Below are 12,786 nucleotides of genomic sequence, written 5' to 3' on the forward strand. Positions count from 1 at the left end.
TATATATATTTTACTATTTTAAAGAGATACCTTATTAAAAACTAAGATAATTTGTTGGATTTTGATGTTGTCCATTAACTCTAATTTCAAAATGTAAATGTGGTCCTGTACTATTACCTGTAGAACCTACATAAGCTATTACTTGTCCTTGACTAACCGTTTGTCCAACAGACGCAACTAAAGAACTTGCATGTGGATATAAAGTTTGAACCCCGCTGCCGTGATCTAATATGATAGTATTACCGTATCCCGAAATATAGCCTGCCAAAACTACCTTTCCACTTTTTGATGCTTTTATAGGCGCCCCCATTGGTGCTCCTAAATCTATTCCTGCATGGAAGCCATTTACTCCTGTAACAGGGTTTACTCTAGGTCCATATACACTAGTAACTCTCCCTGTAGTAGGTCTTATAAAGCTTTCTGAGCCTGAATTATTAGATTGTCCACCATTGTTTGAATTATTATTATTGTTGTTTATATCCTTAAATATTTGATCTAATTGATTTTGTAAATCTTTATTGTAAGAATTTAAATCCTCTATTTCACCCTGTACCTGTTGCTCTTTAGAAGCTATATTGTTTATAATCCCTTGTTTTTGTGACTCTAAAGTCTTTAAAGAACTAACTTGAGCATTAATTTTGTTTTGCTCTTCTATGTAACTTTTTTGTGAGGCTTTTACATCCTCTTGCATAAGTGCTAGCTGATCTTTTTCGGTATTTAGGTAGGAAACTTTTTTTTCTAAAGAAGCTTTTCCTTCTTCAACTTCCTTCTTAGCCTTTTTTACTTCTTCTATCATAGCTTTATCTGTTTTTATAACTCTTGATACCATTGACATTTTAGAGATAAAATCTCCAAAACCTTTGCTATTTAATAACATAAATATAAGCTCTTCTTCGTAACTCGTCTTATATATGCTTCTTAATCTTTTTCCTAATAGTTCTTCTTTTTCTTCCCTATCCTTTTCCTTTTGTATAATGTCTTGTTCTTTGTCTTTTATATCTTTCTCCAAGGAATCAAGCTCAGCTTGTACAGAATTTATATCCCCTTGCAGGGCATCTATTTCTTTTTGATATTTAGAAACATTTTGTTGCGATGATAAAAGTTCTTTATTTTTTCCATCAATTGTTTCTTGAAGCTTATCTAGTTCACTTTCGTTACTTTTCTTTTCTTGATTAAGTTTATTTTTTTGATTATTTAGTCCATCTATCTTATCTTTATTATTTTCAATCTGATTTTTAATCTGATCTGAATTTTCTGCTTTAACTTCATTTACAGGAAATAAAGTCAATGAAAAAAAGATACTCATAATAACTATTATACTTTTCTTTGCCATTCCATACCCCCACAAAATATCTTCTTTCAACATTATAACAGTAAAATCAATTTTTTTTAACAATATAACTGAATTTTTAATTATATTTAAGATTGTTTTGAAAATATTCACATTAGAATGGTTAATTTTTATGATTATAGAATTTTTTCATGTCCTATATTATTAACTTTTAAAAGCTTTTAACTTTTTTATTATTTTGTTAATTTTACTTTCTTCATCATATCCATATATATTTTTTATGGCTTTATTGTAATTATTTAATACCACAAATTCATTGATTATTTCTGTTTTTTTAGCCACACCAGTTGTGTTATCCTTATTTTCTTCTGCTAAATTCTTTAATGAAATACCATCATGTTCATTTATGAGTTCGTCAACCTTCTCCATTTGTATATAATAATCTATTACTGCCTTATAAAGTGTTTTTTCTTCACTAGTAACCACTTTACCCTCATCTACCAAGTCTTTTCCTTGCCTAAAAATCAACTTTCTAAATTTTTTTTCATCTTTTATTAAAAAGAATTTAGCTTTATTTGAATTATTTAAAAATACGCTATCATCACTTATATTAGTTTTAGCTAAATCTTCAATAGAATTGTTTAAACTTTTACTAACCTTTTTTCCATAACTCCATAATTCCTTATTAATATTACTTGGTCTCTCCCTATAACTCAATACAAAAAATAGTAGTAAGGATATTATTAAGATAAAGAAAATACTTAAAATTCCTAAGGACTTTTTCATATTTACATCTCCAAAAATATTTCTTACTACTATTTATATAATGTTTTATTTTTTATATTAATTAATTTTTGTTTAATGAAACAATCTTCCATTTCCCATCAATATACTCACAGAAGGTTATAAAAGACTTCTCTTCTTTATTTTCTCCAAAAACTAAACCTGCAATATTTTTTGAAGTTGAATAACTTAATTTAACTAAGGCCTTACCTGTATATTTATTTCCTTCAACGTTTTTAAAAGAATCTTCTTCCATATTTATTTCTAGGTCTTTTAATGTGTAGGTATTTTTAAGAAGAAAATACTTTTTAGTTAAATCAGAATAAATTGAAAATCTTAAATCCTCTGGTACTTCTTTAATAAGGTTCATATCTTCCTTATTTAGAGAGGCTAATACGCTATCATAAAAACTTTTTATAGTACTATTTATATCTTCTTTAAGTTTATCATTTACTATATTAATTTTAGGGGCTACCTCTGGATACTTACCTATAGAAACTTCTTCACTTTTTATAGTTCCCCATGGAAAATCGTAATCAAAAGATACCTTGTTTTTTTCATCGGAAGAAAAAAAGCTGAAATCTTTAATATCACTTACCTTTTTATCTATATCTTCACCATTTATATAAACTTTTCCATTAGAATAAGGAGAATTTATAGTTAAGGAGTTACCTTCAAGTTCTAAGGATACATCTGTATCTTTAAAAATTGAAACTTCCTTATCTGCCTTAACTTCACCATATTCATTTACAGCTTTGCCTTCTATTTTATATAAACCTGGAATAGCTTTAGTTATACTAAGCTTGTTATTTTCATCAGCTTTACCAGACTCTAAATCGTTTATGTAGATTTCCGATGGATAATTAACCCCAATATGTATTTCTACTGGCTTTACTTCTAATTTATATTTATTAAATAAAAGTCCCTTATCTTGAGTTAATGTAAAGTTATTATATTTTTCATTGTTTTTAATAGATTGTAGAAAACTATTTTTATTATTATCAATTTTTAAATATTCAACTAATGGTATAAGATCGTTTTTATCTCCTTTATAAGAGATAAGTTTAGATAATCTTTTTGTATCTTCTTTGTTTACTGCCTTTGTTAGGTTATTAAAAAAATACCTTTTTGTACTTCTTACATACCCTATTCCATAACCTACAGCTAAGGAAATGATTAAAATAATAGGTATTATAATCTTAATGTTTTTCTTAAAGTACACTACTAGTTTTTCTAAAAGTTTTAAAAATTTATCCTTCACTAACATCCCCCCATTTAAATTACTCCAAGATGTCAATCATCCATTTATTACAACTCATACATTTATATATTCTTATAACAAATAAGTCTAAATGCTCTTTTCCTTCTTCAACTTCATCTATAAGTAAAAATTCATCTTCTTCATTAATAAAACCTTGTATCTGAGCAAAATAATTCTCTTTTGTTTTTTCGCAGCAGTCGTTTAAATCTGCACAAGTTATTTTTTCTATGTTTAATGCATCTTGAAACTCCTCTATTATAGGAATAATATCCTGATATTCATGAAAATCATCTTGAAAATCCTCTTTATAAAAACTAACTCCATCAATTTTAAATAATAACATATTCTTTAGCAACCTTTCTTACTGATAATTTCTTTCTTGAAACTAATAATACCACAAATCCTTACAAACTTAATATATTCTTAAGTATTTTTTAATAACTTTTAAGCTATTTGTAATTATTTAATAAGGTAATTTATGTATAATGAAATAGAAGATTTATTCTTCCCTATTATAATAAGAGTTTTGAGTCCCCTCTCAAGGCTCTTATGCTCTTTTTAAGAGGATTTTCCTCATATAATCTCATTGAGTTTTATGATATAATCTAGTTATAAATTATATCTTTAAAATTTAGGAGGATAAAGATGATTTTTGATAATCATATGCATACTATTTTTTCTAGTGATTCTACTATGAAAATCGAAGAAGTTCTTGAGGAAAGTAAAAAACAAAATCTTGGTATTGTACTTACAGAACACCTTGATTTAGATTTTCCTGATCCAGATATGTTTAGATTAGATGTTCAAAATTATTTTAAAACCTATGAATCTTATCGCTCTGAAAACTTAGGTCTTGGTATAGAGATAGGTATGAATTCAGACTTTTTACAAGAATATACCAGCGTTGTAAATTCTAATGATTTTGACTTTGTTATAGGGTCAGTTCATAGTATTGATGGACATGATATGGCTTTGGACTTTTTTAAAGTTGGTTCAGATAAACACGCTTTATATCTAAAATACTTCGAGACAATGGAAAAGGATGTTAAAGATTTTGACTGTTTCGATGCTTTAGGACATATAGATTATCCTTGCAGATATGCACCTTACGAAGATAAAGAAATCCATCTAGAAGTCTATAAAGAGTATATTGATAGAATATTTATTGAACTTCTTAATAAAGGTAAGATATTAGAACTTAATACTAGAACTATTGCTGATAAAAAAAGATATGCTTCCCTTCACAAAATATACACTAGGTATAAAGAATTAGGCGGAAAGTATGTTACCCTAGGCTCTGATGCCCACGGGAAAACTGCAATAGGCATTAACTTTAAAATAGCACATGAATTTGTAGATTCAATAGGTCTTAAGGAAGTACATTTTGAAAATAGAATAATGAAAATATAAAAGGCACTCTTTGAGTGCCTTTTAATTTATGTGTTCTACAAACGTTACATCTATATTGTCTATAAACTGACTTCTATTTCTTATTTTACTTCCATTTAGCTTGTGATAACTAAGGAAAAGTTCTTTTTTAGCACGGGTTAATCCTACATAAAAAATACTTTTTTCTTCAAGTAATTTATCTTCTTTAATAGCTCTAAAGGATGGAAAACTTCCTTCTGTTAAATACGGCATAAAAACATAATCAAACTCAAGACCTTTAGCTCCATGAATTGTTAGTATAGGTATCTTCGGAAACTTTTCTATAAGAGTGTCTAGTTCAGAATTAGATAGGGCTGTTATCTTTAATATTTCAGTTAGTTTATCATTAATATTCCCTTTTAACTCTCTTGAAAAATTCTTAACTATTTCATATAGCTCTTTTATGTTTTCAATCTTTATCTTGTCATACAGTTCATATACGTTAAACATATTAATAACTTCTTCTAAAAGTTCTTCTGGAGAAAGCTTTTCTGATAGTTCTTTTAAGTTATTTATATTATCTTTGATATCCTTAAACTTATTAAGATAAGGTGAATAAAAATTGGCTCTATCATAGGAAGTTGGAATTATCTTTTGTCTAACCATCTCCATTAATATATCTTTTGTTGCCAAAATATCATCCATAGCATTATGAGTAGATGGATTTTCAACCCTAAACTTTTTACTTAAAGTCTCTAATTTGTGATTTTCAAATTCTGGATAAAATCTTCTAGCCATATCAAGAGTATCGAAAACTCCAGTAATATCTAACTCTCTGGCTCCTTCTCTAGCTATCTGCGATTTCATTATTGTAAGATCGTAGTTAATATTGTGACCAACTATTACACAGCCTTTAGAGAAATCAACAAATTCCTCTAAACCCCTAATACTTTCCACTCCATTTTCTAACAAAAACTCTTTAGAAAAACCATGAACCTTTTCAGAAGAGCCAAGCTCCTTTTTAGGGATTAAAAACCTCTCAAACCTTTCAATAACTGCCCCCAAAAGATTGATTTTAATAGCTGCTATTTGAACAATTTCATCATTTGAGGTATCTATTCCAGTACTTTCAACATCCATTACTACTACATTACCGCTGTTTATACTATCATTTAGAAGTCTAAAAGGTTCCCCATAGTTAAAAGTTTCTTCTTGAACTAAGTCCATAAATCTTATTCCTATATTTAATTCTTCGCCTTTCTCAAGGCTTTCTATAGTTATATTTCCTATTCCTTTTCCAAACTTCTTTACCATTCTTTTTAAGGAACTGTTATCGTAGCTATTGACTAAAAACTTAAAAACAGCTAATAAATCTTTTATCTCACTTCTTTTAAAGAATTTAAATTCATCTACAAGCATAAACTCTAACTGTTTTTCTTTTGGCATAGTCTCTTTTATTTTTCTTAACATATTTGACAACTCTTGGTTTTGATAGTTATTTCTTGTGAGTATGGCTACTTTAGAGTAATTAATATCTCCTAATGAAAGTATCTTTTCATAAACCCCTAAAGCTTCTTTTTGAAGGGTTTCATAGGAGGTTATCTTTATTTTTTCTCCTTTATTTTCGTTGTTAGAGATTAAATCATAGCCATATCCTTGAGGGTTTGGAAGTACATTTTTAACAAAGGAGGCTGCCCCTAAAAGCAAGTTTTCAGTGCTTCTATAATTAGTCCTAAGCTTTATAAGTACAGCTTTTTCTTCTTTCATAAACTTTCTAAATATAGCTCCTCCAGTGGCTCCTCTCCATCTGTATATTGTTTGAAGAGTATCTCCACAAAGCATTATCTTATTACTTTTAAAAAGCTTTTTCAGCACCCCATATTCTCTTAAATTAGTGTCTTGTACCTCATCTATATGAATGTATTTATAGCTTAAATTTAAAGTTTCATAGAAACCTTCCTCTTGAAATAAATTTATTGTATTTATTATTAAATCATTAAAGTCCATTCCATGGTATTCTAATAGTTTTTTATCATACTTTCTTAATAGCTTTATTGCATGTTCCTTGTAGAAGTTAAAAAGCTCATAATCAAAATATCTTCCTGATGATGATATCTTATGAAGTTCTGTTATGCCATCCTTCTCTGAGGTATTAATTACTCTGTTTAGAGTATCTTCATAACTTTCATTAAAATCCTTCAATCCTTTGATAAGATTTATGAAAGAATATATTTCTTTTTCTCCATATTTAAATTCTTTAGGAAGAATTTCTTTTATTATATCCTTACAATCCTCTTCATCATAAACTATAAAATCCAAGGAAATTTCCTGTAGATTCCTTCCTCTACTTTTTAATAAATTGAAACAAAAGGAATGAAAGGTAAATACCTCTACCCTATCCCCTAAGTCATTATCTATAAGATTTCTTATTCTATCCTTCATCTCTTTAGCTGCTTTATTAGTGAAGGTTAGACATAAAATCTCCTCTGGTTTACATTTATTATTATAAATTATATTTGCTACCCTTAAAGCTAAGGTATTTGTTTTCCCTGTACCTGCTGGTGCAAGAAGGGCTATATTATCTTCTAGATTCTCTACAACTTGCTTTTGCTCACTATTTAAAAGCTTAAACTCTTTAATATTTTCAGACAATTATAAATCCCTCCAACATTTCTGTATATTTCTAATTATACCACTCATAAACATAAAATAAACTTGATGAGCCTTCTTTGGAGTCTTCTACAGAATAATTCTTAAATTTATAATAATTTCAGTACAAACTTAATTTATTATGATAGAATATCTTTGTGTTTGTATAAAGAAGGAGAATTATAATGGAAAGCAAGATAACTAACTTAACATATACCCAAACAAAAAAACTTATAGAATCAAATCCTAATCTTAAAATTTTAGATGTTAGAAGCTATTCAGAATTTAAGGAGGGGCATGTATCTGGTGCTGTAAACATAGCTTATGAGGAACTAGAATATGACTTAGAAGATTTCTCTCCAAATAGAAAAGATCCAGTTTTAGTTTATTGTAGAACAGGTAGAAGAAGTCATTTAGCTATAGACACTATGAAAGAATTTGAATATGAAAACATATATCATTTATATGAAGGTATTAGTGAATGGCCTTATGAATTAATAAAATAGAAAAATTGTGGAGGTACACATTTTGCTTAAAAGTTTATCTAAAATAAAAACATTTCTTCAATTAGCGTGTTACGCTTTAATAGGTACATCTAATATCATTATAGATGTTATAGTATTAAACATCTTATGGCACTTAACTGGTTTATATTCAGGGAACATAAATTATTTCTTTAAATTTATATCAATACTTGTTTATTCAACCTCTGGTTACTTTTTAAATAGAAAGTTCACTTTTAAAGCAGAAGCTTCCAACAAATCATATTTTAGGTATGTTTCTTTACTATTTGTTCTTGGAATTTTTGATGCGAAGTTATTAATGTTGTTAAATGATATGAACCCACTTAAACTTCAACTTAATTTATGTGCAAATTTTGCAGCTGTATTTTCTTCAATTATAACGGGTTCTTTAGGTTTTGTTATAAATAAAATGATAATATTCAAAAAACAACACATACCTCAAGTTCATAAAGCTTAAAGGCTAAAGTAGAACAGATTCACTATCAGTTCTACTTTAGCCTTATAATTTTTCTATCTCTTTTCTCTCTTCTTTTAAATTCCCTATCTTTTTAGCTCTTTTGTTAAGTTCCTCCCTAACCTCTTCTATAGGTATATTAAGCTCCGCCATTAAAACTAAAAGATGATAGGTTAAATCACATATTTCAGCTACTTGTTCTTCTTTATTATCTCCCTTAGCTGCTATAATAACTTCTGTAGCTTCTTCCCCTACCTTTTTTAATATTTTATCTAGTCCTTTATCAAAAAGATATTTGGTATAAGACCCCTCTTCTCCCTCTTCTTTTCTACTTAAAATTATTTTATATAAATTCTCTATTACATTCTCCATAATTAATTACCTCTCAATTTTATTGAAAAAGCAGCTTACCTTACCTGTGTGACAAGCTGGCCCCTTTGGTTCCACTAAAATAAGTATTGTATCACCATCACAATCATAATACATTTCTTTAACGTATTGCATATTACCAGAGGTTGCCCCTTTATTCCAATATTCATTCCTGCTTCTAGAGTAAAACCAGGTAGTACCTTCCTCTATAGTTCTTTTTAAGCTTTCTTTGTTCATATAAGCAAGCATTAAAACTTCTTTTGTATTAAAATCCTGAACTATAGCTGGTATTAAAGAATTCCCTTTATTAAAATCTAAATTTTCAATATCAAACATATCTCTAACCTCTATTTCCTTATTGGTATATCTCTTCCTCTTAAATAATCCTTAACTTCATTTATAGTTAGTTCACCATAGTGAAATAAAGAAGCTGCTAAGGCCGCATCTGCTTTTCCTTCATTAAATGTATCATAAAAGTGTTCTAGACTTCCACAGCCTCCTGAAGCTATTACTGGAACATTTACTATATCATTAACCTTGGCTAAAAGTTCATTGTCAAAACCTTCTTTAGTTCCGTCTCTATCCATAGAAGTTAAGAGAATTTCACCAGCTCCAAGTTTAACACCTTCTTCTATCCATCTAAGAACATCAATACCTGTATCTATTCTGCCTCCATGAACATAAACGTTCCAACCATCTTTAGTTTCTCTTCTTTTTGCATCTACAGCTAAAACTATACATTGAGAACCAAAGTAATAGGCTCCTTCTTTTATAAGTTCCTTATTCTTTACAGCTGCTGAATTAAGAGATACCTTATCTGCACCAGCTCTTAATATTCTCTTTATATCCTCTAAAGAACCGAGTCCCCCACCTACGGTAAAAGGAATAAATACTTTTTCGGCAGTTCTCCTTACCATGTCTTCCATGATTCCTCTACCTTCATGGGTAGCTTTAATATCTAGGAAAACTAATTCATCTGCCCCTTCCTTGCTGTAATAATCTGCAAGCTCTACAGGATCTCCTACATTCACTAAACTTTTAAAGTTTATACCTTTAACAACCTTACCTTCAGCTACATCTAAACAAGGTATTATTCTTTTAGTATGCATATTCTCCACCTACCTCTAAAGCTTCCTTTAAGGAAAGTTCTCCTGAATAAATGGCTTTTCCTGTTATAGCTGCATATATTCCTGATTCTTTAAGTTTCTTAATATCCTCAATATCTTTTACTCCACCAGAAGCAGTTATTTTTATATCAACCTTTTCACTAAGAGTTTTTAACATCTCAATATTAGCCCCTTGAAGGGTTCCATCTCTGCTTATATCAGTAACTATTACATTATCAACTCCAAGCTCAGCCATTTTCTTAGTGAAATCAATATAATCTAAATTACTTTCACTAAGCCATCCATTTCCACATACCTTGCCATTTCTAGCATCTACTCCTACAATAATACGCTCTGCATATTTAGCTAAAGCAGCTTTAACTAAATCCTCTTGTTCCATGGCAGCTGTACCTAATATAACCTTATCTATCCCATTTCCTAATAGTTTATCAATTCTATCTAGAGTTCTTATTCCTCCACCAACTTCAATAGACATATCAACGGTTTTGGCAAGTTTTAATATTATTTCTTCATTAATTCCTGCCCCTTGTTTAGCACCATCTAAATCCACTAAATGAAGGTGAGTTGCCCCTAGTTTTTGAAATTCTTTTGCTTGCTCGTATATATCCTTAGCTACTACTTCTTCCTTAGTGTAGTCTCCTTGATATAATCTAACAGCTTTGCCCCCTCTTATATCTATTGCAGGTAATATAATCATTTAATCATCCCCCAAAAATTTTCTAGAATCTTAAGCCCCACATCTCCACTTTTTTCTGGGTGAAATTGTGCTCCATATACATTGCCTCTATTAACTAAAGCAGGTATTTTATTATCTCCATAAACACTATAGGCAAGTAAATCTTCTTCCTTCATATCTGTAGCAAAAAAGGAGTGAACAAAATACACATAGCTCTCTTCTTTTAATTCATCTATAAGTTTATCTTCCCTATTAAACTCTAAAGAATTCCATCCTATATGAGGTATTTTTATATTCCCTTGAAGCTTTTTAACACTTCCTGTAATTAGGTCTAACCCCTCACACTCTTCACCTTCATAACTTTTAGAAAAAAGAAGCTGCATACCAAGACATACCCCAAGCAGAGGTTTTCCTCTTTTTACTTCTTCTTTAATTATGCTATCAAGATTATACTCTTTTAAATTCTTCATAGCATCTGGAAATGCCCCAACTCCTGGAAGAAGTATCCCTTTAGAATTTTTTATTTCTTTTTCATCTCTTGTAATAACTGCCTCTATTCCTAAAAACTTAAAAGCATTTTCTACACTTTTAAGATTACCCATGCCATAATCTATAATACTTATCATACTAATCCTCCTAGAGAGTCCCCTTTGATGATGGAATCTTATCTTTGTTATCTTCATCAATAGTTACTGCTTCTTTTAGTGCTCTTCCTAAGGCTTTAAATAAACCTTCAATCTTGTGATGGTCATTCTCCCCATAAAGAATTCTTCCATGTAAGGTTATTTCCCCATTCATAGCTAAAGCCCTAAAAAACTCCTTAACCATTTCTGTTGAGAAATTCCCTATACTCTCTCTATTAAACTCACCTTCAAAATGTAGAAAGCCTCTTCCTGATATATCTAAAGACACCATAGCTAGAGCTTCATCCATAGGTAGAAAAAAGGTTCCATATCTTTTTATCCCCTTTTTATCTCCTAAAGCTTCCTTTATTGCCTGCCCAAGTAAGATTCCTGTATCCTCAACTAAATGGTGATCATCTACATATAAATCCCCTTTAGCTTCAACCCTTAAATCAAAAGAGCTATGAAAAGCAAGTAAAGTTAACATATGATCAAAAAAACCTACTCCAGTATTAATTTCTGCATTTCCTTTTCCATCTAAATTTAGTTCTATTTTAATTTCCGTTTCCTTGGTTTTTCTTTCTTTATTAGATGCTCTCAACTTCATATCCGTAATCTCCTTGATAAATTAATATACTTTCCAAGGCTTCCACTAACTTTTTGTTTTCTTGATAGGTTCCAATAGTAATTCTAAAGCTATCATCATCTTCAAAATCTCTTATTAATATGTTCTTATTTTTAAGTCCATTTATAAGAGCTTCCTTATAAGAAGTTCTTCCAAAGATAAAGTTTGCCTTAGAAGGATAAAAAACTATATCCATACAACTTTCTTTTTCTATTCTCTTTAGCTCTTCTATAAGATTTTCTCTTTCTTCGATAACTGTTGCAGTATTTTGCCTAACTAGCTCAACGTAACCTAAAGCAATTACCGCTAAAGCCTGAGAAATACTATTAACATTGTATGGAGCCTTATATTTTATAAGTTCATTGACTTTTTCTTCACAGGCTATTAAAAATCCAACTCTTAAAGAAGATAATCCCCATGCTTTAGATAAGGTTCTAGTAATAATTAAATTCTTATATTTATTTATATATCCAATCATAGTTTCTCCATAAAACTCATAATAAGCTTCATCAATTACTATAGGGATATCATCAAAAGCCTCACACACTCTAATTATGTCTTCATTAGATAAAACTATTCCAGAAGGATTATTGGGATTAGATACTATAATTAAACTTACTTCTTCAGCTTTACCTTTTTTAATAAGTTTGCCTATATCTACTTTCCCAGCTTTATTAATGTCTATTTTTATAAGTTTTCCGTCTTGTAGGGAAGTATAAAACTCAAACATAGAAAAATCAGGATCTAAGGTTAATAGTTTTTTCCCCTTTGATATAGTTGAAGTAATCATAAGATTGATCATCTCGTCAGAACCATTACCAACTATTATGTTCTTTTCACTTACACCTGCATATTTTCCATAAGCTTTCTTTAAAGCTAAAGGATTATCCTCAGGGTATCTGTTAAACTGAATAGTTGATAATATGGAAGTCATTGAGAATATGGAATCCCTATACATATTAGTAGATATTTCATTAGAATTAAGCCTTATTGGTTTTGATCTATCCATTGATTTATAAGAATTTATCTTTTTCAT

15 protein-coding genes are annotated in these 12,786 nt (G+C 29.4%); 3 read left to right on the plus strand and 12 right to left on the minus strand.

Annotated features, from left to right (window positions below):
* Positions 1-34: 34 nt before the first annotated feature.
* The 4 genes from B3N22_RS05630 to B3N22_RS05645 form a co-directional block, all read right to left on the minus strand.
* Positions 35-1,333: a murein hydrolase activator EnvC family protein gene (locus tag B3N22_RS05630; RefSeq protein WP_286905350.1), complete on the minus strand. Its 1,299-nt coding sequence runs from the start codon at positions 1,331-1,333 to the stop codon at positions 35-37.
* Positions 1,334-1,495: 162 nt separating this feature from the next.
* Positions 1,496-2,077 (minus strand): hypothetical protein, encoded by a 582-nt coding sequence (locus B3N22_RS05635; protein ID WP_286905351.1) that lies wholly within the window; start codon positions 2,075-2,077, stop codon positions 1,496-1,498.
* A 61-nt stretch (positions 2,078-2,138) separates the two neighbouring features.
* Positions 2,139-3,335, minus strand: a complete 1,197-nt coding sequence (locus B3N22_RS05640) for a TcaA 3rd/4th domain-containing protein (RefSeq protein ID WP_286905352.1) — start codon at positions 3,333-3,335, stop codon at positions 2,139-2,141.
* Positions 3,336-3,354: 19 nt separating this feature from the next.
* Complete coding sequence (locus tag B3N22_RS05645; RefSeq protein WP_286905353.1) at positions 3,355-3,678, minus strand: hypothetical protein; 324 nt, start codon at positions 3,676-3,678, stop codon at positions 3,355-3,357.
* 302 nt (positions 3,679-3,980) lie between these two features.
* Between B3N22_RS05645 and B3N22_RS05650 the strand changes: the two genes are divergently transcribed.
* Positions 3,981-4,745, plus strand: a complete 765-nt coding sequence (locus B3N22_RS05650; protein WP_286905354.1) for a histidinol phosphate phosphatase — start codon at positions 3,981-3,983, stop codon at positions 4,743-4,745.
* Positions 4,746-4,766: 21 nt separating this feature from the next.
* On the opposite strand, the gene B3N22_RS05655 is transcribed toward B3N22_RS05650, so the two are convergent.
* The gene (locus B3N22_RS05655; RefSeq protein ID WP_286905355.1) at positions 4,767-7,355 is read right to left on the minus strand and encodes a 3'-5' exonuclease; all 2,589 of its coding nucleotides are present in this window, start codon (positions 7,353-7,355) and stop codon (positions 4,767-4,769) included.
* A 182-nt stretch (positions 7,356-7,537) separates the two neighbouring features.
* Between B3N22_RS05655 and B3N22_RS05660 the strand changes: the two genes are divergently transcribed.
* Both B3N22_RS05660 and B3N22_RS05665 read left to right on the plus strand, forming a co-directional pair.
* Positions 7,538-7,858 carry a rhodanese-like domain-containing protein gene (locus B3N22_RS05660; RefSeq protein WP_073017853.1) on the plus strand — a complete coding sequence of 107 codons (321 nt, stop codon included), beginning with the start codon at positions 7,538-7,540 and terminating at the stop codon, positions 7,856-7,858.
* A 22-nt stretch (positions 7,859-7,880) separates the two neighbouring features.
* On the plus strand, positions 7,881-8,333 hold the full coding sequence (locus tag B3N22_RS05665) for a GtrA family protein (RefSeq protein WP_286905356.1): 453 nt from the start codon (positions 7,881-7,883) through the stop codon (positions 8,331-8,333).
* 42 nt (positions 8,334-8,375) lie between these two features.
* Here the strand turns inward: B3N22_RS05665 and hisE are convergent, their stop codons facing one another.
* The 7 genes from hisE to hisC are packed head-to-tail and all read right to left on the minus strand — an operon-like array spanning position 8,376 to position 12,786.
* A complete protein-coding gene (hisE, locus tag B3N22_RS05670) occupies positions 8,376-8,702 on the minus strand; it encodes a phosphoribosyl-ATP diphosphatase (RefSeq protein ID WP_286905357.1) in 327 nt (108 codons plus the stop codon).
* A 6-nt stretch (positions 8,703-8,708) separates the two neighbouring features.
* The gene (gene hisI, locus B3N22_RS05675; protein ID WP_073017857.1) at positions 8,709-9,035 is read right to left on the minus strand and encodes a phosphoribosyl-AMP cyclohydrolase; all 327 of its coding nucleotides are present in this window, start codon (positions 9,033-9,035) and stop codon (positions 8,709-8,711) included.
* Positions 9,036-9,046: 11 nt separating this feature from the next.
* A complete protein-coding gene (hisF, locus tag B3N22_RS05680) occupies positions 9,047-9,808 on the minus strand; it encodes an imidazole glycerol phosphate synthase subunit HisF (protein ID WP_286905358.1) in 762 nt (253 codons plus the stop codon).
* Positions 9,798-10,523, minus strand: a complete 726-nt coding sequence (gene hisA, locus B3N22_RS05685) for a 1-(5-phosphoribosyl)-5-[(5-phosphoribosylamino)methylideneamino]imidazole-4-carboxamide isomerase (protein WP_286905359.1) — start codon at positions 10,521-10,523, stop codon at positions 9,798-9,800. Before hisA ends, hisF begins: the two co-directional genes overlap by 11 nt.
* Entirely contained in the window at positions 10,520-11,128 is a 609-nt protein-coding gene (hisH, locus tag B3N22_RS05690; RefSeq protein ID WP_286905360.1) for an imidazole glycerol phosphate synthase subunit HisH, read from the minus strand. Before hisH ends, hisA begins: the two co-directional genes overlap by 4 nt.
* 10 nt (positions 11,129-11,138) lie before the next feature.
* On the minus strand, positions 11,139-11,732 hold the full coding sequence (gene hisB, locus B3N22_RS05695; RefSeq protein ID WP_286905361.1) for an imidazoleglycerol-phosphate dehydratase HisB: 594 nt from the start codon (positions 11,730-11,732) through the stop codon (positions 11,139-11,141).
* The gene (gene hisC, locus B3N22_RS05700) at positions 11,713-12,786 is read right to left on the minus strand and encodes a histidinol-phosphate transaminase (RefSeq protein WP_286905362.1); all 1,074 of its coding nucleotides are present in this window, start codon (positions 12,784-12,786) and stop codon (positions 11,713-11,715) included. Before hisC ends, hisB begins: the two co-directional genes overlap by 20 nt.

Source organism: Clostridium sp. UBA1652 (genome assembly GCF_002320975.1).
Lineage (GTDB): Bacteria > Bacillota > Clostridia > Clostridiales > Clostridiaceae > Clostridium_T > Clostridium_T intestinale.

Coding starts and splice junctions, on each gene's coding strand:
- B3N22_RS05630 (WP_286905350.1), bottom strand. CDS start 1,333: ATGGCAAAGAAAAGTATAATAGTTATTATGAGTATCTTTTTTTCATTG.
- B3N22_RS05635 (WP_286905351.1), bottom strand. CDS start 2,077: ATGAAAAAGTCCTTAGGAATTTTAAGTATTTTCTTTATCTTAATAATA.
- B3N22_RS05645 (WP_286905353.1), bottom strand. CDS start 3,678: ATGTTATTATTTAAAATTGATGGAGTTAGTTTTTATAAAGAGGATTTT.
- B3N22_RS05650 (WP_286905354.1), top strand. CDS start 3,981: ATGATTTTTGATAATCATATGCATACTATTTTTTCTAGTGATTCTACT.
- B3N22_RS05660 (WP_073017853.1), top strand. CDS start 7,538: ATGGAAAGCAAGATAACTAACTTAACATATACCCAAACAAAAAAACTT.
- hisE (WP_286905357.1), bottom strand. CDS start 8,702: ATGGAGAATGTAATAGAGAATTTATATAAAATAATTTTAAGTAGAAAA.
- hisI (WP_073017857.1), bottom strand. CDS start 9,035: ATGTTTGATATTGAAAATTTAGATTTTAATAAAGGGAATTCTTTAATA.
- hisF (WP_286905358.1), bottom strand. CDS start 9,808: ATGCATACTAAAAGAATAATACCTTGTTTAGATGTAGCTGAAGGTAAG.
- hisA (WP_286905359.1), bottom strand. CDS start 10,523: ATGATTATATTACCTGCAATAGATATAAGAGGGGGCAAAGCTGTTAGA.
- hisH (WP_286905360.1), bottom strand. CDS start 11,128: ATGATAAGTATTATAGATTATGGCATGGGTAATCTTAAAAGTGTAGAA.
- hisB (WP_286905361.1), bottom strand. CDS start 11,732: ATGAAGTTGAGAGCATCTAATAAAGAAAGAAAAACCAAGGAAACGGAA.
- hisC (WP_286905362.1), bottom strand. CDS start 12,786: ATGAAAAAGATAAATTCTTATAAATCAATGGATAGATCAAAACCAATA.